The 20,624-nt window shown below is 65.4% G+C and carries 17 protein-coding genes; 7 read left to right on the top strand and 10 right to left on the bottom strand.

Features of this window, described 5'->3' with window-relative positions:
• Positions 1-170 precede the first annotated feature (170 nt).
• From CBW24_RS14055 to CBW24_RS14045, 3 genes are read right to left on the bottom strand one after another with little or no spacing between them, the layout of a single operon-like run.
• Positions 171-623, bottom strand: a complete 453-nt coding sequence (locus CBW24_RS14055; protein ID WP_088662658.1) for a GNAT family N-acetyltransferase — start codon at positions 621-623, stop codon at positions 171-173.
• Positions 624-660: 37 nt separating this feature from the next.
• Entirely contained in the window at positions 661-1,314 is a 654-nt protein-coding gene (gene tsaB / locus CBW24_RS14050) for a tRNA (adenosine(37)-N6)-threonylcarbamoyltransferase complex dimerization subunit type 1 TsaB (protein WP_097373927.1), read from the bottom strand.
• Positions 1,315-1,326: 12 nt separating this feature from the next.
• Positions 1,327-1,896 (bottom strand): NifU family protein, encoded by a 570-nt coding sequence (locus CBW24_RS14045; protein ID WP_097373926.1) that lies wholly within the window; start codon positions 1,894-1,896, stop codon positions 1,327-1,329.
• A gap of 189 nt (positions 1,897-2,085) precedes the next feature.
• Between CBW24_RS14045 and CBW24_RS14040 the strand changes: the two genes are divergently transcribed.
• Both CBW24_RS14040 and CBW24_RS14035 read left to right on the top strand, forming a co-directional pair.
• Positions 2,086-3,051 carry an ABC transporter ATP-binding protein gene (locus CBW24_RS14040; protein WP_088662655.1) on the top strand — a complete coding sequence of 322 codons (966 nt, stop codon included), beginning with the start codon at positions 2,086-2,088 and terminating at the stop codon, positions 3,049-3,051.
• Positions 3,048-3,809, top strand: coding sequence for an ABC transporter permease (locus CBW24_RS14035; protein ID WP_088662654.1), 762 nt, complete (start codon positions 3,048-3,050; stop codon positions 3,807-3,809). The genes CBW24_RS14040 and CBW24_RS14035 overlap by 4 nt, the downstream gene beginning before the upstream one ends.
• 10 nt (positions 3,810-3,819) lie before the next feature.
• Here the strand turns inward: CBW24_RS14035 and panB are convergent, their stop codons facing one another.
• Positions 3,820-4,641 (bottom strand): 3-methyl-2-oxobutanoate hydroxymethyltransferase, encoded by an 822-nt coding sequence (gene panB / locus CBW24_RS14030; RefSeq protein ID WP_097373925.1) that lies wholly within the window; start codon positions 4,639-4,641, stop codon positions 3,820-3,822.
• Positions 4,642-4,869: 228 nt separating this feature from the next.
• Here panB and CBW24_RS14025 point away from each other — a divergent pair, with 228 nt between their 5' ends.
• Both CBW24_RS14025 and CBW24_RS14020 read left to right on the top strand, forming a co-directional pair.
• Positions 4,870-6,378 carry an ABC transporter substrate-binding protein gene (locus CBW24_RS14025; protein WP_097373924.1) on the top strand — a complete coding sequence of 503 codons (1,509 nt, stop codon included), beginning with the start codon at positions 4,870-4,872 and terminating at the stop codon, positions 6,376-6,378.
• Between the two features lie 76 nt (positions 6,379-6,454).
• A complete protein-coding gene (locus CBW24_RS14020; protein WP_097373923.1) occupies positions 6,455-7,057 on the top strand; it encodes a DUF1523 family protein in 603 nt (200 codons plus the stop codon).
• 61 nt (positions 7,058-7,118) lie between these two features.
• On the opposite strand, the gene ispH is transcribed toward CBW24_RS14020, so the two are convergent.
• From ispH to rimP, 5 genes are all read right to left on the bottom strand, one after another.
• On the bottom strand, positions 7,119-8,096 hold the full coding sequence (gene ispH / locus CBW24_RS14015; RefSeq protein WP_097373922.1) for a 4-hydroxy-3-methylbut-2-enyl diphosphate reductase: 978 nt from the start codon (positions 8,094-8,096) through the stop codon (positions 7,119-7,121).
• A 157-nt stretch (positions 8,097-8,253) separates the two neighbouring features.
• Positions 8,254-10,758 carry a translation initiation factor IF-2 gene (infB, locus tag CBW24_RS14010; protein ID WP_088662649.1) on the bottom strand — a complete coding sequence of 835 codons (2,505 nt, stop codon included), beginning with the start codon at positions 10,756-10,758 and terminating at the stop codon, positions 8,254-8,256.
• Complete coding sequence (locus CBW24_RS14005) at positions 10,748-11,401, bottom strand: RNA-binding protein (RefSeq protein WP_088662648.1); 654 nt, start codon at positions 11,399-11,401, stop codon at positions 10,748-10,750. The genes infB and CBW24_RS14005 overlap by 11 nt, the downstream gene beginning before the upstream one ends.
• 40 nt (positions 11,402-11,441) lie before the next feature.
• Positions 11,442-13,076, bottom strand: a complete 1,635-nt coding sequence (gene nusA, locus CBW24_RS14000) for a transcription termination factor NusA (RefSeq protein WP_088662647.1) — start codon at positions 13,074-13,076, stop codon at positions 11,442-11,444.
• A gap of 3 nt (positions 13,077-13,079) precedes the next feature.
• Positions 13,080-13,655, bottom strand: coding sequence for a ribosome maturation factor RimP (gene rimP, locus CBW24_RS13995; protein ID WP_097373921.1), 576 nt, complete (start codon positions 13,653-13,655; stop codon positions 13,080-13,082).
• Between the two features lie 363 nt (positions 13,656-14,018).
• Here rimP and CBW24_RS18415 point away from each other — a divergent pair, with 363 nt between their 5' ends.
• A complete protein-coding gene (locus CBW24_RS18415; protein ID WP_157773235.1) occupies positions 14,019-14,897 on the top strand; it encodes a hypothetical protein in 879 nt (292 codons plus the stop codon).
• Positions 14,898-14,902: 5 nt separating this feature from the next.
• Here the strand turns inward: CBW24_RS18415 and pip are convergent, their stop codons facing one another.
• A complete protein-coding gene (pip, locus tag CBW24_RS13980; RefSeq protein WP_097373919.1) occupies positions 14,903-15,880 on the bottom strand; it encodes a prolyl aminopeptidase in 978 nt (325 codons plus the stop codon).
• Positions 15,881-15,988: 108 nt separating this feature from the next.
• On the opposite strand from pip, the gene ubiG reads away from it, so the two are divergent.
• Together ubiG and polA are read left to right on the top strand one after the other, a co-directional pair.
• The gene (ubiG, locus tag CBW24_RS13975; RefSeq protein ID WP_097373918.1) at positions 15,989-16,735 is read left to right on the top strand and encodes a bifunctional 2-polyprenyl-6-hydroxyphenol methylase/3-demethylubiquinol 3-O-methyltransferase UbiG; all 747 of its coding nucleotides are present in this window, start codon (positions 15,989-15,991) and stop codon (positions 16,733-16,735) included.
• Positions 16,736-17,752: 1,017 nt separating this feature from the next.
• Positions 17,753-20,557, top strand: a complete 2,805-nt coding sequence (gene polA, locus CBW24_RS13970) for a DNA polymerase I (RefSeq protein ID WP_097373917.1) — start codon at positions 17,753-17,755, stop codon at positions 20,555-20,557.
• The last annotated feature ends 67 nt before the right edge of the window (positions 20,558-20,624 follow it).

Genomic DNA, 20,624 nt, shown 5'->3' with positions numbered 1-20,624 from the left:
GGAGTGTCTCCCGTTGAATTGACATGGGGCCGCGTCAGGCATGACCGCCGCGCGCCCCGGATCTGGGTGATCTCTTGCAGGATCATAGCCGAATAAGGACGCAGGGCCAAAACACGGTCAACCCGAATTTTACCTTTCGGTCGAAACTGAACGCCGAAACGCGGCGGCAATCAGGCCTGCACGCCGGTTTTGCAGGCAGCGAAATTGCGCCGCCAGATCAGCGCATCGAGCCGCCCGCCATCCGGTGCGCGGTAGTAATTCGGCCGCCGCCCCACCTGCCGCCATCCGGCCCGCCGATAGAGCGCAAGCGCCGCGGCGTTGTCGGCGGTGACCTCCAAAAACGCGCAGTCGGCGGCGCGGCGGCGGGACTCGGCCTCGAACCGCTCCAGAAGGGCCGCGCCGCGCCCCTGACCGCGCAGGGCCGCATCCACCGCGATGGTCAGCAACTCGGCCTCCCCCGCGATGGCCCGACCAATGGCAAAGCCGCGGCCATCCCCGATCACGAAGGTGCCCGCGATATCGAGCACCTGATCGATCTCCTCGGCGCTCCACGGGCGCGGCACGGTGAAACACGCGGCATGCAGTCGTGCCAGCGCCTCGGATCTCGGCTCGGCGCGGGTCATTGGTGCCGCGTCGCGAGAGGCTGGCGCAGGGCAAGGCTCATGGGAGGATCACCGGCGGCGGGTCCGAGGGCGGGGCCGCATCCGCAGCGCGCACATATTGCGGGGCCGGACGGGGCAGGGCGCCGCCGCGCGTCAGCTGTGCTGCGGCGATGCGGGCGATGGCCGGGGCGGGGTCATCCACTACCGCGACCTGGCCATCCGCGCTGAGCCGTTCGGCGATCTCCTGCGCGCGGTGGCCGATGACCTGTCCCGCGCGCATTGGCCCATCCCAAGTGGCGGGGTCGATCAACTCCGGCGCTTCGACCGGGCGGCCCGCATCCATCACCTGCGCATAGGCCATGTCGCGCGGTGCAGGCAGGGTGATCAGCGCCGCGCCCCGCGCCGGTGCCAGCAATTCGAACTGTGACACGCCGATGGCGGGCACGCCCAGCGACAGCGCCATGCCACGCGCCAAGGCGACCGAAATGCGGATACCGGTGAAATTGCCCGGCCCTGTGCCGCAACCAATGGCATCCAGATCGCGCGGGGTGAGGCCCGCCTCGGCCAGCAGCGCTTCGATCATCGGGACGAGCGCTTCGGCCTGACCGCGCTTCATCGGCTCCAGCCGCGCGCCCAGCAGGCGTTCACCGCACAGCAAAGCGGCCGCGCAATGCGCGGCCGATGTATCGAAAGACAGGATCGTCACGGTCATCCCGAACGCGCCTCAGACCGCGACCGGCCGCACCTCGGTCACTTCCGGGATGTAGTGGCGCAGCAGGTTCTCGATCCCCATCTTCAGCGTCAGCGTGGAAGAGGGGCAGCCTGCGCAGGCCCCCTGCATATGCAGATAGACGACGCCCCGCTCAAAACCGTGGAACGTGATGTCGCCGCCATCCTGTGCCACCGCCGGGCGCACCCGGCTGTCGAGCAGGGATTTGATCTGGCCCACGATCTCTGCGTCTTCGCCATCATGGTGATCGGCATGACCGCCCGCAGGGGCCGCACCTTCGGTGGCGATCGCGGGCGCGCCGGACTGGACATGCTCCATGATCGCGCCCAGCAGCGCGGGCTTCAGGTGATCCCACTCGATGCCTTCGGCCTTGGTCACGGTGACGAAGTCATGGCCAAGGAACACCCCGGTCACGCCGTCGACGGCGAACAGGCGGCTGGCCAGCGGCGAGGTGGCGGCACTGTCGGCGCTGGGGAAGTCGGCGGTGCCCACTTCCAGCACGGACTGGCCCGGCAGGAATTTCAGCGTCGCCGGGTTCGGCGTGGATTCGGTCTGGATGAACATCGGGAAACCCCCTTTCGGTTGCAGCCTATATGCGCCTTCGGGGGCGTAGCGTCAAGATTTGGAACCATTCTAAACTCTGCGGGCTTGTCATGGCGGGGTTGACCGCGCCGGGCAGCGGGTGTTCGTGTGCGGACATCTTCGCGACCCGTCTTGCGGCGGCTCCGGGACACCAACCCCGAAAGGCGGCCCATGACCGGCATGATCGACATCCGCAACCTGACAAAGACCTATGACGGCGGGTTTCAGGCGCTCAAAGGCGTTTCCCTGTCCATCGAGGAAGGCGAGATCCTTGCGCTTCTCGGCCCCAACGGTGCGGGCAAGACCACGCTGATTTCCATCATCTGCGGGCTGGTCACCGCGTCCGAGGGCAGCGTCACGGTCGGCGGGCATGACATCGTGCGGGACTACCGCGCCGCGCGGTCGCTGATCGGGCTGGTGCCGCAGGAAATCACCATCGAGCCCTTCGAGAAGGTGATCGACACCGTGCGCCTGTCGCGTGGCCTGTTCGGCAAGGGGCGCGACGATGCCCATATCGAAAAGGTGCTGCGCGCGCTCTCGCTCTGGGACAAGCGCAACAGCCGCACCAAGGAACTGTCGGGCGGGATGAAGCGCCGGGTGCTGATCGCCAAGGCGCTGTCGCACGAGCCGCGCGTTCTGTTTCTCGATGAACCCACCGCCGGGGTCGATGTCACCCTCAGACGCGAAATGTGGGATCTGGTCCGGCAACTGCGCGCCGATGGCGTCACCATCATCCTGACCACCCACTACATCGAAGAGGCGGAGGAGATGGCCGACCGCATCGGGGTCATCGACGGGGGGCGCCTGCTTCTGGTCGAACGCAAGGCCGCCCTGATGAAGGAACTGGGCCGCAAGCAATTGCTGCTGGAACTGCAGGAGCCGGTGACCGCGCTGCCCGACACGCTCGACGGGTTCGATCTGGTGCTGTCCGAAGACGGCACCACCCTGACCTACACCTATGACACGCAGGCGGAGCGCACGGGCATCACGCGGCTGATCGCGGCGCTCGGGCAGACCGGTCTGGTGCTGCGCGACCTGTCGACCCGGCAAAGTTCGCTCGAGGAGGTGTTCCTGTCGCTGGTCGAACAGCGCGATGCACCGGATGTCACCCCTTCGCCCAAAGGAGACGCGGCATGAACTGGCAATCCGTCCTTGCGATCTACCGGTTTGAGATGGCGCGCACCTTCCGCACGCTGATGCAATCGGTGATCTCGCCGGTGCTGTCGACGGTGCTTTATTTCGTGGTGTTCGGCGCAGCCATCGGCGGGCGGATCGAGTCGGTCGAGGGCGTGTCCTACGGCGCCTTCATCGTGCCCGGCCTGATGATGCTGACGCTGCTGCAACAGGCGGTGACCAACGCCTCCTTCGGGATCTATTTCCCGAAATTCATCGGCACGGTCTATGAACTGCTGTCTGCGCCGATCTCGTTTTACGAGATCGTGCTGGGCTATGTCGGCGCGGCGGCGACCAAGGCGGTGATGATCGCGCTGATCATCCTTGCGACATCGACCTTCTTCGTCGATCTGCAAATCCTGCACCCGTTCTGGATGATCGCGTTTCTGCTGATGACAGCGGTGAGCTTTGCGCTGCTGGGCTTCATCATCGGCATCTGGGCGCGCAATTTCGAGCAGCTGCAACTGGTGCCGCTGCTGGTGATCACGCCGCTCGTGTTCCTCGGGGGCTCGTTCTATTCGGTCTCGATGCTGCCCGAAGCGTGGCAGGCCGTGGCCCGGATGAACCCGGTGCTCTACCTCGTCAGCGGCTTCCGCTGGGCGTTTTTCGGGGTGGCCGATGTGCCGGTGGCGGTGTCGATCGCAGCGATTTCGCTGTTCCTGCTGGCCTGCCTCACCGCGATCTGGTGGATTTTCCGCACCGGTTGGCGGCTGCGGCCCTGATCTATCCCGCTTACCCGTCGCCGAACAGATGTTCGGCGGCGGGGAAGGCCCGGGCGCGGACCTCCTCGGCATAGGCCGCAATGGCGCGGTCCGCATCGGCGCCGAGTTCGGCATAGCGCTTGGCGAATTTCGGTTTGAACGCCGTGAACAGCCCCAGCATGTCATCGACTACTAGAATTTGTCCGTCGCACTCCGCCGAGGCCCCGATGCCCACGGTCGGCACCGCGATCTCCTGCGTGATCCGGGTGGCGAGGCTGGCGGGGAGCTTCTCCAGCACCACCGAAAACGCGCCCGCCTCGGTCACCGCCCGGGCATCGGCCAGAACCGCATCGCCCGCCTCACCCCGACCCTGCACCTTGTAGCCGCCCAGCGTATTGACCGCCTGCGGCGTCAGGCCGACATGCGCCATCACCGGGATACCGCGCCGGGTCAGGAACCGGACCGTCGGTGCCATCTCCACCCCGCCTTCCAGCTTGACCGCCGCGCAGCCCGTTTCGGCCATCAGCCGCGCGGCATTGGCAAACGCCACCTCCGACCCGGCCTCGTAGCTGCCAAACGGCATGTCGACGACCATCATCGCCCGGCTCAGACCCCGCCCCACCGCCTGCGCGTGCAGGATCATCATCTCCATCGTCACACCAAGGGTGGAGGGCAGGCCATGCAGCACCATGCCCACGCTGTCGCCCACCAGAACCAGATCGCAATGCGGATCGACCAGTTCGGCCACCGGCGTGGTATAGGCGGTCAGACAGACCAGCGGCGTGCCACCTTTGCGCGCGGTGATGTCCTGCGGCGTGGGCCTGCGGGCGGGTGTCGGGGCGCTGGCGCTCATCTGGTCTCCTCCGGCAAATGCGGGGGCGGTGTACACCGTCGCGCCGTCGCTGCACAGGGGGCAGGGCGCGCAAGCGCGCAACGTCGCGCCAACCATCCGGCCCGCATCAATCCCCCGCCCCACGCCCATCGCCCAGCAGTCCGCCGCACCGGGCATTAAGGGTTGCCTTTGGGGAAGCCTGCGGTCTTGACTGTGCCCCGACCGTTTCTCTGCCCAAGGCCCCCGATCATGCGCATTCGCTTTTCCCCGCCTCGTCCCGCCACTGCCACCGCTGCCGTGGCCCTTGCGGCCCTGGTTGGCCTGTTCGGGGCGGCACCGGCGCGGGCGCAGGACGACGCGATCCGCCTTGGCATGGTGTTGGAGCCGCCGATCCTCGACCCGACCGCCAGCGCGGCGGCGGCGGTGGATGAGGTCGTCTATGCTAACCTGTTCGAAGGTCTGACCCGCATCGGCCCCGATGGCGCGGTGTTGCCCGGTCTGGCATCTGCGTGGGAGGTCTCCGCCGACGGGCTCACCTATCGCTTTACCCTGCGCGAGGGCGTCACCTTCCATGACGGCACCGGGTTCGATGCGCAGGATGTGGTCTTTAGCCTGAACCGCGCCCGCGCGGAGGACAGCCTCAATGCGCAGAAAACCCTGTTTGCGGGGATCGACAGCGTAACTGCGGAGGGGCCGACGAGCGTTGCGATCACCCTCACCGCCCCCGATGGCAATCTGCCCTTCAACCTTGCATGGGGGGATGCGGTGATCGTTGCGCCGGAAACGGCGGACACCAATGCCACCGCACCGGTCGGCACCGGGCCGTTCCGCTTTGTCGACCGGGTGGAGGGCGACCGCGTCGAACTGGCCCGCTATGACGGCTATTGGGGCGCTGCTCCAGCGTTGGCGCGGGCAACCTTCCGGTTCGTGTCGGACCCGAACGCCGCCTATGCCGCGATGATGGCCGGTGACCTTGATGCTTTCCCGAACTTCCCCGCGCCCGAAACACTGGCGCAGTTCGAAGCCGACCCCCGGTTTAACGTGATCGTCGGCACGACCGAGGGCGAAACTCTGCTGGCGATGAACAATCAGTCCGGGCCTCTGGCGGAGCCGAAAGTGCGCGAAGCCATCGCCCGCGCGCTCAACCGCGCCGACATTATCGACGGCGCGATGTTTGGCTACGGCACCCCGATCGGCAGCCATTTCGCGCCGCATCATCCGGCCTATGTCGATCTGACCGGGCTGACGCCCTATGATCCCGACGCCGCCCGCGCCTTGCTGCAGGTGGCGGGCACCGGGCCGCTGACCCTGCGGCTGATGCTGCCACCGCCGACCTATGCCCGGCGCGGGGGGGAAATCATCGCCGCGCAACTACGCGAAGTCGGGATCGAGACCGAAATCACCAACCTCGAATGGGCGCAATGGCTGGAGCAGGTGTTCAAGGGGCATGATTACGACCTGACCGTCATCAGCCATACCGAGCCGATGGATATCGGCATCTACGGGCGCGAGGATTACTATTTCGGGTATGACAGCCCCGAATTCCGCCGGATCATGACCGACCTCGCCGCCACTGCCGATCCCGACGCCCGCGCCGCGCTCATGGGGCAGGCGCAGCGGCGCATCGCCGAGGATCACGTCAACGCGTGGCTGTTCCAATTGGCTAAGACCGGCGTCGCGGATGCGCGTCTGGACGGGCTGTGGCAGAATGCCCCCACGCAGGCCAATGACCTGACCGCAGTGCGCTGGACCCGTTAAGCGCGGCGGCGCATCGACAACCGTCGCTCGGGATCGTAAGCAACGCGAAACGGCCCGACAGAGGAGCGCGCAGCCCGTGACTTACGTCAAATGGATCTTCTGGAGCGTCATCGCGCTGCTGATGGCGGCCTTCCTGCACTACACCCTGCCGCAAACCGACATCGTGCGGATTTCCGACACCTACGAAAAGCGGATCGATTACGGCGCGAACTCGATCTTCTGGTCGGGCTCGGACAATGGCTCCGCCAGTGCAAGCGCCAATCGCGATGTGTTCTTCATCCAGACCGTGCGCGCCAATGGCAAACCCATCGTCTACCGCAACGAAGATACCGGCTGGGGCTGGCCGCCCTATTTCAAATTCGACACCGCCACGCTTCAGGCCGAAGCCGCCGATCTGCGCTCCACCCGCGCCGCGACGGATTGGGTCGCGGTGCGCCATTACGGCTGGCGCAGCGAATTGCTGTCGATCTACCCCAATGCCGTGTCGGTCCGCGCGGTCGACAGTGCCGACGTGACGCTGATCCCGTGGTTCAACATCGTGTTCCTGATCGTTCTGTTCGCGGTGGTCTGGGCGGTTCGGGTGCGCTGGCGTCGCTTCCGCGCCAGCCGGGCCGAGCCCGGCGAGTTTCCGTCGGTTCCCGCGCGGCGCGGCTGGTTCAGCCGCTGGCGCAACCGTTGACAACAGCGCCCGGCCTGAGGGCTGCGCGGTTCTCGGGATAGGCTGAGGGCAGGAGCGGCGCCTACGCCGGTTCGCGCAACACCCGCGGCACCTTGAATTCCACCCGCTCCTGCGCCGTTTCGACCAGATTGACGGTCACGGCGTAGCGGGCGCGGAACGCGTCGATCACCTCGTTCACCAATTCCTCGGGCGCGGACGCCCCCGCCGTGATCCCGACCGAACTGATCCCCGCCAGCGCGCGCCAGTCGATATCCTCAGCACGCTGCACCAGCTGCGCATAGGCACAGCCCGCGCGGCGGCCCACCTCGACCAGACGGCGGGAATTGGAGGAATTCGGCGCGCCGATCACCAGCAGCGCGTCGATGCCCGGCGCAATCGCCTTGACCGCTTCCTGCCGGTTGGTGGTGGCGTAGCAGATGTCTTCTTTATGGGGGCCGACAATGGCCGGGAACCGGGCGCGCAGGGCTGCGACCATCTCGGCGGTGTCATCCACCGACAGGGTGGTTTGGGTGACGAAAGCCAGCCGCTCCGGGTCGCGCACGTCCAGCCCGCCCACATCCTCCGGCGTTTCCACCAGCAACACCTCGCCCGCAGGCAACTGCCCCATGGTGCCGATCGTTTCGGGGTGGCCCGCATGGCCGATCATGATGATCTGAAGCCCGTTTTCCGCGTGGCGCTCGGCCTCGATATGGACCTTGGACACCAGCGGGCAGGTGGCATCGACATAGACCATTTCCCGCGCGGCGGCCTCCGCCGGGACGGCTTTCGGCACGCCATGAGCGGAAAAGATCACGGGCCGGTCGGGGGGGCAGTCGTCCAGTTCCTCGACGAACACCGCGCCCTTGTCGCGCAGCCCGTCCACGACGAATTTGTTATGCACGATCTCGTGGCGCACATAGACCGGTGCGCCCCATTTTTCGAGCGCCATCTCCACGATCTTGATGGCCCGGTCCACCCCGGCGCAAAACCCGCGCGGCGCGGCCAGTTGCAGCGTCAGCGGGGGCAGGGTGGTGTCGGCGGAACGGTCGGTCGCGGCCATGAGGAAACCTTTGCTACGCAGGGTCGGGTCAGGGGGGAAAGTAAGCGCGGCGCGCCCGGATCGCAAACGGCTCGCGGCAGATGTGATCGGGCGGTCAGCAAAACGCCCGCTCCGGTGACGGGCGGGCGTTTTGATAGTTCGATGATGCGGGACGCGATCAGTTGAGCGAACGCTCGACCTCTTCGCGCTCGAAGATCTCGATGACGTCGCCGGGGCGCACGTCTTCGTGGTTTTCGAACGCCATGCCGCATTCCTGACCGGACTGCACTTCGGACACTTCGTCCTTGAAGCGCTTCAGGGTCTTCAGCGTGCCTTCGTGGATCACCACGTTGTCGCGCAGCAGACGCACACCGGCGGACCGGCGGGCGACGCCTTCGGTGACCAGACACCCGGCGACCTTGCCGACATTGGAGACCTTGAAGACCTCCTTGATCTGGGCGTAACCGATGAAGTTCTCGCGGATCTCGTTCGACAGCAGGCCAGAGGCCGCGGCTTTCACGTCATCCACCAGATCGTAGATCACCGAATAGTAACGGATCTCCACGCCCTTCTGGTTGGCGGCAGCACGGGCCGGCGCATTGGCCCGCACGTTGAAGCCGATGACCGGCGCATTCGACGCTTCGGCAAGGCCGATGTCGGATTCGGTGATCGCACCCACCCCGTAATGGAGCACGCGGACACGCACCTCGTCGTTGCCGATCTTTTCCATCGCCTGAACGATCGCCTCGGCAGACCCCTGCACGTCGGCTTTCATCAGGATCGGAAGCTCGGCCACGCTTTCGTCGGCCTTGGCTTTCGCCAGCAGCTGATCGAGCGTGGTCGCGGCACCGGCAGCGGCGCGTTTGTCCTTGGCGGCGTGCTCGCGGTATTCAGCGATCTCGCGGGCCTGCGCTTCGGTTTCGACGACGTTCAGAACGTCGCCGGCCTCGGGCGTGCCGTTGATGCCAAGCACCTCGACCGGAACCGAAGGCCCGGCTTCTTCGACGCGGTCACCCTTGTCGTCGATCAGCGCACGCACCTTGCCCCACTGTTCGCCCACGACAAAAATGTCGCCGCGACGCAGGGTGCCGTTTTGCACCAGCACCGTGGCCACAGGGCCGCGACCCACATCCAGCTTCGCCTCGATCACGGCACCTTGGGCGGCGCGGTCGGGGTTGGCTTTCAGTTCGAGGATCTCGGACTGCAGCGCGATGGCTTCCAGCAGTTCGTCCAGACCTTTGCCGGTGATGGCGGAGACTTCGACATCCTGCACATCGCCGGACATCTTTTCCACGATCACTTCATGCTGCAACAGATCGGTCCGCACCTTGTCGGGATTGGCCGAAGGCTTGTCGCATTTGTTGATCGCCACGATCATCGGCACACCGGCCGCTTTCGCGTGGTGAATGGCTTCGATGGTCTGCGGCATGACCGCATCATCGGCAGCCACCACCAGAACCACGATATCCGTCACCTGCGCGCCACGGGCCCGCATGGAGGTAAAGGCCGCGTGGCCCGGCGTATCGAGGAAGCTCAGCACAGCGCCGCTATCGGTCGTGACCTGATAGGCCCCGATATGCTGCGTGATGCCACCGGCTTCGCCCGCCACGACCTTCGCGTTGCGGATCGCATCCAGCAACGAGGTCTTGCCGTGGTCGACATGGCCCATGATGGTGATGACCGGCGGACGGGCTTTCAGATCCTGTGCCTTGTCCTCGACCGTGTCGATCACCTGCTCCACATCGGCATCCGACACGCGGACGACTTTGTGGCCGAATTCCTCGATGATGAGTTCGGCGGTGTCGGCGTCGATCGACTGGTTCTGGGTCGCCATGATGCCGCTTTGCATCAGCGCCTTGACCACATCGGCCACACGCTCGGCCATACGGTTCGCCAGTTCCTGAACCACGATGGTTTCAGGCAGCTGAACGTCGCGCACGACCTTCTCGCGGGATTCCACGCCGCCCATGGCTTTCTGCCGGGCGCGCTCCTGCTTGCGTTTCATCGCGGCCATAGACCGCTGACGACCGCCTTCGCCGCCCGAAAGCGCCTGATTCAGCGTCAGCTTGCCGGAGCGGCGGTTGTCGGTGCGATCCTTCGCGCGGGTGTCACGACGATCATTGTCGCGCTCGCGGTCGGTCTTGCCTTTGACAACCTTGCCACGGGCCTGCGCCGCCGCCGCTTCCGCGGCCTCGGCATCGGCCGGGGTCGGTGCTGCGGGGGCAGGTTTGTTGCGTTCGGCGCGCTCACGCTTGGCGGCCTCTTCGGCCTCCCGCTTGGCGCGTTCGTCAGCCTCGGCCTTGGCCTTGAGCGCTTCTTCGCGCTCGCGGTCCTCGCGGTCCTTGGCTTCGATCTCGGCGCGGCGGCGCTCGCGCTCCACCTCGCGTGCCTTTTCCTCGGCCTCGCGCTGCGCAGCCTCATCGGCCTCGCGCGCTTTCGCGGCCGCGAGGGCTCTCAGGCGCCGTTCCATCTCCGCGTCGGAAATACCGGCCGGACGGCGTGAAGGATCACCCCCGGCGGCACCACCCTTATTCTGGGCTCCGGCCTTGGGAACGACGACACGCTTGCGCTTTGTCTCGACCACGACATTCTTGGTGCGTCCGTGGCTGAAACTCTGCTTTACCTGACCGGAACGGGGACCGCCCCGCAGGCCAAGGGTTTTCTTGCCGTCATTATCGCTCATGCGAACCTTTCGTCCTTTCCGGGGCGTTTTCCCCGTCCATCTCGCGCAGGCCCTCTAGCCTCGCGGCGTCTTCTACAACACGCCTTGTGAGTCCGCCAGCGGCAAGCGCGGCGTGTATCACATGTTCCCGCCCGAAAGCCAAACCCAATTCCTGGGCGGTCAACATCCCCAGAAATTTGCCGGTGCGTCCATCGGGCAGGACAGGCGGCTTCAGTTTCGATTTACCGCGCTCAGATCCATCACTGGCCTGAACGAGGACGGTTGCCTCCCCGGTGAGGAGCCAACCCTTGACCTTCTCATATCCCGCCACCGCATACCCGGCTTTCCGGGCCAGCGAGATCAGATCGATCACGCGGCGGGTCAGGCCGGCCTCGACGAGGCCGGGCAAATCTTCGGGCACGGTCACCTGTGCCCTTGCAGCCCGGGAGAACAGCCGCTTCTGCACGGCCTTCTCCAGATCGGCGGTCCGGGCAGTCACCCAGATCCCGCGTCCGGGCAGCTTCCCGGCCAGATCCGGCACCACCGTCGCGTCGGGACCGATCACAAAGCGGATCAGCCCCTGCGCGGGGGCCGAGGCGCCGGTGGCGATGCACCGACGCTCGGGGCCGTCATCCCGTGTCTTCTCACGACCACCACGGCTCATGCGGGTGTCCTCCGGTCCGTCCGAGGCGTGCGCGCGCGTCTCAGGCTTCGGCCTCCTCGGCGTCACCTTCGGCATCGCCGGTCTCGTCGTCACCCTCGGTCTCGTCGCTTTCCAATTCGGCGGGATCGACCCAGCCCAGCTGGATACGGGCCGTCATAACCATCGTCTGGGCCTCTTCGAGCGAAACCTCGAATTTCTCCAGAACGCCGTCATCCTTGACACGCTCGCCATTCGCCGTCGTCCAGCCGCCGGCAAGTTCCCAGTCGGCGCAGGTGGCGAAATCTTCCAGCGTCTTCACGCCGTCTTCGGCAAGTGCTTCCACCATCTGGGGTGTCAGACCCTCGAAGTCAATGAGCGACTGCTCCACACCCAGTTCACGGGCATGTTCCAGCGCCTTGTTGTTGATCGCCTCGATATGATCGCGGGCACGGGCCTGCAATTCCTCGGCGGTGCTGCTGTCGACCCCGTCGATGACCAGCAGTTCGTCCTGTTCGACATAGGCCACCTCTTCGAGGTTGGTGAACCCTTCGGAAACCAGAAGCTGGGCAAAGAACTCGTCCAGATCGAGCGCGTCCATGAACAGCTGCGTGCGGCTCTCGAACTCGGCCTGACGGCGCGCGCTCTCTTCTTCCTCGGTCATGATGTCGATGTCGAGCCCGGTCAGCTGGCTGGCCAGACGCACGTTCTGACCGCGGCGACCGATAGCGAGCGAAAGCTGCTCGTCGGGAACCACGACCTCGATGCGCTCGGCTTCCTCGTCCAGCACCACTTTCGACACTTCGGCCGGCTGCAATGCGTTCACAAGGAAGGTCGGCTGATCCTCATTCCACGGAATGATGTCGATCTTCTCGCCCTGAAGCTCGTTGACGACGGCCTGCACACGGCTGCCGCGCATACCCACACAGGCCCCAACCGGGTCGATGGAGCTGTCATAGGAGATCACGGCGATCTTCGCGCGCGAGCCGGGATCGCGGGCCACGGCCTTGATCTCGATGATGCCGTCGTAGATCTCCGGCACTTCCATCTTGAACAGTTCGGCCATGAATTCCGGCGCGGTGCGGCTGAGGAAGATCTGCGGCCCGCGAACCTCGCGGCGCACATCCTTGATGTAGCAGCGGATGCGGTCGTTGGGGCGGTAGCTTTCGCGGCCGATCTTCTCGTTGCGGCGCAGGATGCCCTCGCCACGGCCGATATCCACGATAATGTTGCCGTATTCCTCGCGCTTGACCAGCCCGTTGATGATCGTGCCGGCGCGGTCGCGGAATTCTTCGTATTGGCGATCACGCTCGGCTTCGCGGACCTTCTGCAGGATCACCTGCTTGGCGCTTTGCGCGGCGATCCGGCCCATTTCCACGGGCGGCACCTCGTCGCGGATCTCGTCGCCGATCTTCGGCTCGGGCAGATACTGCTTCGCCTGCGCGACGGTCAGTTCGGCCTGATAATTCTCGACGGCGTCATCCTCGACCACCGTGCGCACACGGGTAAAGGTCGCGCGACCGGTCTTACGGTCGATCGCCACGCGGATGTCCATTTCGGCGCCGTAGCGGGACTTCGCGGCGCGGGCGAGGGATTCTTCCATCGCATCGACGACCAGACCGGGGTCGATCATCTTCTCGCGCGCGACGGCCTCGGCCGTCTGCAGAAGCTCCAGCTGGTTCGCGGAGGTGATTGCCATTGCTTAGGTCTCCTCTTCACCATCGATGATGGTTTCAATCTGGTCGAATTGGGTCTGGTCGACCTCGCCGGCATCCTTGCGGCTGCGCAGGACATCGCGGATCAGGTCGTCCGTCAGGACAAGTTTGGCGTCGCTGAGCCAGTCGAATTGCAGGCCAATCGTGCCCTCTTCGATGGTGATCAGCACTTCCGAGCCTTCGACGCCCGCCAACTCGCCTTTAAAGCGGCGGCGGCCATCGATCATTTCGGTCGTCTCGATCTTGGCCTCATACCCGGCCCAGACCTCGAAATCCTTCAGCCGCGTCAGCGGGCGGTCGATACCGGGGGACGACACTTCCAGCGTGTAAGCGTCCTCCACCGGGTCTTCGACATCCAGCGTCGCGGAGACGGCGGTGGAAATCTCGCCGCAATCATCGACCTCGATCCCGCCCTCGGGCTTCTCGGCCATGATCTGCAACGTCTTGGTCTTGCCGGACATCAGCCGCACACGCACCAGCTCAAAGCCCATCCCCTCGACGACGGGACGGATCACCTCGGCCATGCGGCGGTCGATCTGGGTCTTCGCGATCATGTCGGTCATGCGGTGTCCTTCTGTCGAAGCGGTCGCCGCGCAGCCCTGAGGCCGCGGGGGTAACGAGCGTGTCCGACCGGAACTGCGGACACAAAAAAACGGGCGCGCGGCCCGTCACACTTGTCCGGTGGAGCTTCGGGGGTGGAGACCGAGGCGCCGCTGTTGAGCCGCCATATACGCCGGTTGAGGGGGGATGGCAAGGGCGGGGTGGGGGGCTTGCGAAGCACAGGTGCCTATGGTCCCGTTCGTCGTAAGCAGAAGAGGGCGGAATGGTTAAAATCTTCGGTATGATTCCCATGGGATGTGCGGCGAGGCGGCTTGATCGGACCCCTTCCTTTCGTCGGGCCGTGGGGGCGGCGGGATCGTGCGGCCATGTCTGATCCAGCCCGCCCCGACCTTCCCAAAGCGCTTGCCGCGCGCATCCGCGGGGCGCAAGAGAAGCTGCGCGCCGCTCTCGAAGCTGAAGTATGGTATGAGCGGGACACGCCAGAGCTCGAAGCCCGGCTCGCGGCTTTTGACGCGAACCCGGTTGGGTGGGCTGAGCGCCATTATCCCGGACATTCGCCAACCTCTTACCCGGTTACCACTCATATCGCTCGGGCACGCGCTTCGCTTGAACGGCGCCGAGCGGCGGCCCCCAGGCATCGTCAAGAACGCACAGAATGCGAAGCTGAGCTCGTGTCGGTAGAACGTGAAGTGCTTGAGAGGGTGCGCGCCATGCGTCCCACCTCGGGGCGGGTCCCGTGGCCCCAGCCGCTGCCCGATATCGCCCGCTTGCGTAAGGAGCGTGACCGGCTGTTGGCACAGGTCCGCGACGCCGCCACACAACGCGCGGCCCGGATGAAAGAATTGCAGCGCCGAAGAGACGCCCGTGCTGCCGCTCAACGCAAAACGGAGGATCACGCAGCGATTCGTCGGATGGTCGAAAAAGGCCCGGAGCACGTGTTTATGCATTCGCTGCAAGCCGATGCTGTCGCCCGCGCATTGCGGGCCTATACCGAGACGTCACCGCAGGGCAGAGACGGGAGGATCGGCGCTGATCTCGCGGCGTTCGTGGAGTCTCCAGAATGTCTGCGCGCAGCGGCAGATGCGGAACGGCGGGCTCTAGCAGAGATTGCGCAGGCAAAGAAAACCGGAACAGACTTATGGACGCTGTGTCGGCGCCACGGGTTTCACACGCCCGATTCTGTTGCGGCTTTGGATCGTGGCAAGGATGTAGACCTAATTTTGAAGGGGCGGTGGCGCGGCTGAACCCCTCACCCCAACTCCCGCGCGACCCGTCGTGTGGTGCGCACCAGCTCCGCCGTGATCCCCGGCTCGGACAGCGCGTGGCCTGCGTTGGAAATCATCCGCAGTTCCGAATTGGGCCATAGCTCGCACAGCTTCCACGCCGAGCGGGGCGGGCAGATCATGTCGTAGCGGCCTTGGACCACAGTCGCGGGCACATGGGCGATCTTGGGCATGTCGATCAGGATCTGCCCGTCCTGATCCAGCCAGCCGCGATGAGTGAAGTAGTGATTCTCCAGCCGGGCGAAGGCGCGGGCGTATTCGCCGGGCGCGTCGCCCGTGCGACCGTCATGCGCCATCGAGGCCAGCGCGTTTTCCCATGCGGCCCAGGCGCGGGCATGTCGGGTTTCGGACACGATATCCCCCGAAAACAGCCGCCGGTGATAGGCGCCGATCATGTCGTGGCGTTCGTCTTCGGGGATCAGTTCGGAGAACCGCTGCCACTGGTCGGGCCAGAACGCGCCCGCGCCGCCGCCATAGAACCAGTCCAATTCGCCCTGGGTCATCAAAAACACGCCGCGCAGCACCATATAGGCCGCGCGCTCGGGATGGGTCTGCGCATAGATCAATGCCAGCGTCGCACCCCAGCTGCCGCCGAATAGCACCCATTTGTCGATCTCCAGCGCCGTGCGGATGCGCTCGATATCCGCGATCAGATCCCATGTGGTGTTGTTCTCGACCGAGGCATGGGGCCGCGAGCGTCCGCAGCCGCGCTGATCGAACAGGATCACGCGATAGTGCTCGGGGTCGAAATACCGCCGCATTGCTGGGGAACACCCGCCCCCCGGACCGCCGTGAAAGACCACCACCGGGATGCCGTCGGGGTTTCCGCACTGCTCCACATAGACGCGATGCCCGTCACCCATGTCCATCATGCGCTGATCGAACGGGTCGATCGGCGGGAAAAGGTGCTGGACTGCGCTTTTTTGACCTGCGTTTCTATCCATACCCGACCTATATAGCGCCTCAGGAACAGGCGCCATGTCGGATGCGCCTGACATGGATCGTGTCGTGCAAAACCCACGCGCGGCAGGCAATAACGGGAGCATAGCCGCATGGCCGAAGGCAGCACCATCGACGCAGGCGAAGTCGCGAAATTCGAGGCGATGGCCGCGGAATGGTGGGATCCCACCGGCAAATTCAAGCCGCTACACATGATGAATCCGATCCGGCTGGATTACATCGTGGCGCAGATCGCGGCGGAGTTTGATCGCGATCCCGCCGCCCCGCGCCCGTTCGACGGTCTGCGCCTGCTCGATATCGGCTGTGGCGGCGGCTTGCTGTCCGAGCCGATGGCCCGGCTGGGCGCGCAGGTGACCGGCGCCGATGCCGCCCCGCGCAACATCCCCGTCGCACAGGTCCATGCCGAGCAGGCCGGGCTCGACATCGATTACCGTCACACCACCGCCGAGGATCTTGCCGTCGCGGGCGAACGGTTCGACGTGGTTTTGAACATGGAAGTGGTCGAACATGTCGCCGATCCACTTGCCTATCTGACCGCCTGCCAAACCCTGCTGAAGCCCGGCGGCCTGATGCTGTGCTCGACCATCAACCGTAATCCCAAAAGCTTCGCCCTCGCGATCTTTGGCGCCGAATGGGTGATGCGCTGGCTGCCCAAGGGCACCCATGAATGGTCGAAATTCATCACCCCCGATGAGCTTTACGCCCTGATCGCCCAAGCAGGCCTGACCCCGGTGGATCGCAAGGGCTTCGTCTTCAATCCCCTCAGCTGGCGATGGTCGATCTCCGACACCGACCTGAGCGTGAATTACGTCACGGCCTCGGTGAAGCCGGAGGCGTAAGCCGCTTCGACGTGGGGAAGGGCGCCCAGCACCCCGGCCGCGGACAAGCGAAGCGCGCGGGCGAGCGCCTGCCCGTCCCGGCGGGCTGGCGCATTGGCACTTCACGCTGACCTCTGAGCGGTAAGGGATCTGTCACCATAAAGCGCACCCGCCCCACCGTAGGAGCGCCACCCCACGGGCAGGCTAACGTTACACACATAGAGCAACGAAGATCCGGCACGTCCTCCGAACTCCAAGCCCCCGCCCGCGAACAAGGCCGAAGGCCGCGCGGGCGAGCGCCTGCCCGCCCCGACGGGCTGGCGCTTTGCCACCTCGCGCGGACCTCGGAGCAAGGAGGATCCTGTCACCATAAAGCGCACCCGCTCGACCGGAGCAGCGCCACCCCACGGGCAGGCTTCCGTTGCGCTTATTTAACATCCTAGGAGTGGCGCACTGCGTCGACCTAAGCACACCCGCTCTCGAACAAGGCCGAAGGCCGCGAGAGCGAGCGCCTGCCCGCCCCGACGGGCTGGCGCTTTGGCAACTTACGCTGACCCCGGAGCAAGGAGGATCCTGTCACCATAAAGCGCACCCGCTCAACCGTCCGAGCGCCACCCCACGGGCAGGCTTCCGTTGCACATCGTACCACAGCGTCAGGGCAAGCGGGTTCGCCCGTCAGCATCGCCTCAGGCGCCGCCTCACGTCCCTCTCGGCCCATCCGCGCGCAAATCAACCTACGCCGGAGGCGCGCCGAACCCCATCCACGGCACCCCTTAACGCGCTGCGAAGAGAGCGGTCCGGTTGCGAAAAATCGGCAATCCTCTGCCGTTTAACTCGCAGAAAATCCTTATCGACCCGTAAATTGTTTCGCGTGCGAAACAATGGGGCAGGGGGGCTGACCCTCTTGGGCCCGCCGTGGATAGCCCCCTCGCGATTCGCCGGGCGCTCCACCCGACCTGCCGTCACCCGGCACGCCCGCCCTGTGACACCGGGCCGGGATGCGCTAGACCTCGTGCGGAATCGGACCTGGAGGGCTAAATGAATTTCGGCAAGGGCTGCCACCTGCACCTGATCGACGGATCGGCCTTCATCTTTCGGGCCTATCACGCGCTGCCACCCCTGACGCGGAAGTCCGACGGGCTGCCGATCGGGGCCGTCGCGGGCTTCTGCAACATGCTGTTTCGCTATATCGAGGACAGCTCCGGCCCGGATGCGCCGACCCATGCGGCGGTGATCTTCGACAAGGGGTCGATGACCTTCCGCAATGAGATCTATGATCTTTACAAGGCCAATCGCGACGCGATGCCGGAGGAGCTGCGCCCGCAGATCCCGCTGACGCGCGAGGCCACCCGCGCCTTCAACATCGCCTGCGAGGAGAAAGAGGGCTATGAGGCCGATGACATCATCGCCACCCTCGCCTGTCAGGCACGCGAGGCCGGGGGCCGCGTCACTATCATCTCGTCGGATAAAGATCTGATGCAGCTGGTCGGCGGCGGCGTCGAAATGCTCGACGCGATGAAGAACAAGCGCATCGGCACCGAAGAGGTCGAACAGAAATTCGGCGTCGGCCCCGACCGGGTGACCGATGTGCAGGCGCTCGCGGGCGACAGCGTGGATAACGTGCCCGGCGCGCCCGGCATCGGCATCAAAACCGCCGCGCTTCTGATCAACGAATTCGGCGATCTCGAAACGCTGCTGGCCCGCGCGGGCGAGATCAAGCAGCCCAAACGCCGCCAGACCCTGATCGACCACGCCGAACAGATCCGCGTGTCGAAACGGCTGGTGGAGCTTGATTGCGACACGCCGCTCGATTTCACGCTGGACGATCTGGAGGTCAAGGATCCTGACCCGACCGTGCTGCTGGATTTCCTGACCCGCATGGAATTCCGCACCCTGACCCGGCGCGTCGCCGATCAGGCCGGGGTGGAGGCGCCCGCCATCCCCGAAGCCGCCGCGCCCGCAGCCGATGCTGCAACCGATCTGCCCGAACAGCCGCCCTTCGCGCCCGACAGCTACACCTGTGTCACGGAGATCGAGACGCTGGAGGCATGGATCGCCGAGATCCGCGCGCTGGGGCATGTCGCGCTCGATACCGAAACCACGGGCCTGAACGACATGACCGCCGATCTGGTGGGCATCAGCCTTGCCACCGCGCCGGGGCGGGCCTGCTACATCCCGCTCGCGCATAAGGCCGAAGGCGGCGGGGACGGGCTTTTTGCCGATGACACCGTGGCGCCGGGGCAGATCCCGCTGCAAGCGGCGCTCGATGCGCTGCGCCCGGTGCTGGAGGATCCCGCGATCCTCAAGATCGGCCAGAACATGAAATACGATGCCAAGATCCTGCATCGCTACGGTCTGCGCATCGCGCCGATCGATGACACCATGCTGCTGTCCTACGCCATGCATGGCGGGCTGCACGGGCATGGCATGGATCAGTTGTCGGAACGCTACCTGTCGCATAACCCGATCCCGATCAAAGAGTTGATCGGTTCGGGCAAAAGCCAGATCACCTTTGACCGGGTGCCGATCCCGGAGGCCACGCGCTACGCCGCCGAGGATGCCGATATCACCCTGCGTTTGTGGGAGCAGTTCCGCCCCGCGCTGCACCGCGCCCGCGTCACCACGGTGTATGAGACGCTGGAACGGCCGCTGATCCCGGTGCTGGCCCGGATGGAAATGTCCGGCGTGCTGGTCGATCGCGATACGCTGTCGCGCATGTCCAATGCCTTTGCCCAGAAAATGGCGGGGCTGGAGGCGGAAATCCACGAACTGGCGGGCGAGACGTTCAACGTAGGCTCTCCCAAACAGCTGGGCGAGATCCTGTTTGACCGCATGGGTCTGCCCGGCGGCAAGAAGGGCAAAACCGGCGCATGGTCCACCCCGGCGGATGTGCTGGAGGATCTGGCGACCGAACATGATCTGCCGGGAAGGGTGCTCGACTGGCGGCAATTGTCGAAGCTGAAATCAACCTATACGGACGCGCTTCAGACCCATATCAACCCCGACACGGGCCGGGTGCATACCAGCTACCAGCAGACCGGCGCCAATACCGGGCGGCTGGCCTCGTCCGATCCGAACCTGCAAAACATCCCCGTCCGCTCCGAAGAAGGCCGCCGCATCCGCGAGGCCTTCGTCGCCGCGCCGGGCAAGCGGTTGCTGTCGCTCGACTACTCCCAGATCGAATTGCGCATTCTGGCCCATATCGCCGGGATCGACACGCTGAAGACCGCGTTCCGCGAGGGGCTCGACATTCACGCCATGACCGCGTCCGAGATGTTCGGGGTGGAGATCGAGGGCATGGATCCGATGATCCGCCGTCAGGCCAAGGCGATCAATTTCGGGGTGATCTACGGCATTTCCGGCTTCGGCCTTGCCCGCAATCTGCGCATCCCGCGCGCGGAGGCGCAGGGCTTTATCGACCGCTATTTCGAGCGCTTCCCCGGCATCCGCGAATACATGGCCGACACCACCGCCTTTGCCAAGGAACACGGCTATGTGCAGACCCTGTTTGGCCGTCGCATCAACACGCCCGAGATCAACGCCAAGGGCCCCGGTGCGGGCTTTGCCAAACGCGCCGCGATCAACGCCCCGATCCAAGGCACCGCCGCCGACATCATCCGCCGCGCGATGATCCGGATGGAGGACGCCATCGCCGATCTGCCCGCGACCATGCTGTTGCAGGTGCATGACGAATTGATCTTCGAGGTGGACGAGGGCGCCGAGGATCAGGTCATAGCTGCCGTCCGCGAGGTGATGGAAGGCGCGGCGCATCCGGCGGTGCATCTCGACGTGCCGCTGGTCGTCGATGCCGGGATCGGCGCGAACTGGGCCGAGGCGCATTGAGCCGGCGGGTGTCGGGGCCGGTCCGGTTGGCCCCACCCATACGCTGACGCGAAAAGCGCCCTCCCTC

Origin of the sequence: Pacificitalea manganoxidans (assembly GCF_002504165.1) — a bacterium.
GTDB lineage: Bacteria > Pseudomonadota > Alphaproteobacteria > Rhodobacterales > Rhodobacteraceae > Pacificitalea > Pacificitalea manganoxidans.
This window is presented reverse-complemented; position numbering and strand designations above follow the sequence as displayed.

Coding starts and splice junctions, on each gene's coding strand:
- CBW24_RS18415 (WP_157773235.1), top strand. CDS start 14,019: ATGTCTGATCCAGCCCGCCCCGACCTTCCCAAAGCGCTTGCCGCGCGC.
- CBW24_RS14045 (WP_097373926.1), bottom strand. CDS start 1,896: ATGTTCATCCAGACCGAATCCACGCCGAACCCGGCGACGCTGAAATTC.
- infB (WP_088662649.1), bottom strand. CDS start 10,758: ATGAGCGATAATGACGGCAAGAAAACCCTTGGCCTGCGGGGCGGTCCC.
- CBW24_RS14005 (WP_088662648.1), bottom strand. CDS start 11,401: ATGAGCCGTGGTGGTCGTGAGAAGACACGGGATGACGGCCCCGAGCGT.
- polA (WP_097373917.1), top strand. CDS start 17,753: ATGAATTTCGGCAAGGGCTGCCACCTGCACCTGATCGACGGATCGGCC.
- panB (WP_097373925.1), bottom strand. CDS start 4,641: ATGAGCGCCAGCGCCCCGACACCCGCCCGCAGGCCCACGCCGCAGGAC.
- CBW24_RS14035 (WP_088662654.1), top strand. CDS start 3,048: ATGAACTGGCAATCCGTCCTTGCGATCTACCGGTTTGAGATGGCGCGC.
- ispH (WP_097373922.1), bottom strand. CDS start 8,096: ATGGCCGCGACCGACCGTTCCGCCGACACCACCCTGCCCCCGCTGACG.
- nusA (WP_088662647.1), bottom strand. CDS start 13,076: ATGGCAATCACCTCCGCGAACCAGCTGGAGCTTCTGCAGACGGCCGAG.
- pip (WP_097373919.1), bottom strand. CDS start 15,880: ATGGATAGAAACGCAGGTCAAAAAAGCGCAGTCCAGCACCTTTTCCCG.
- CBW24_RS14025 (WP_097373924.1), top strand. CDS start 4,870: ATGCGCATTCGCTTTTCCCCGCCTCGTCCCGCCACTGCCACCGCTGCC.
- tsaB (WP_097373927.1), bottom strand. CDS start 1,314: ATGACCGTGACGATCCTGTCTTTCGATACATCGGCCGCGCATTGCGCG.
- CBW24_RS14055 (WP_088662658.1), bottom strand. CDS start 623: ATGACCCGCGCCGAGCCGAGATCCGAGGCGCTGGCACGACTGCATGCC.
- CBW24_RS14040 (WP_088662655.1), top strand. CDS start 2,086: ATGACCGGCATGATCGACATCCGCAACCTGACAAAGACCTATGACGGC.
- rimP (WP_097373921.1), bottom strand. CDS start 13,655: ATGACCGACATGATCGCGAAGACCCAGATCGACCGCCGCATGGCCGAG.
- ubiG (WP_097373918.1), top strand. CDS start 15,989: ATGGCCGAAGGCAGCACCATCGACGCAGGCGAAGTCGCGAAATTCGAG.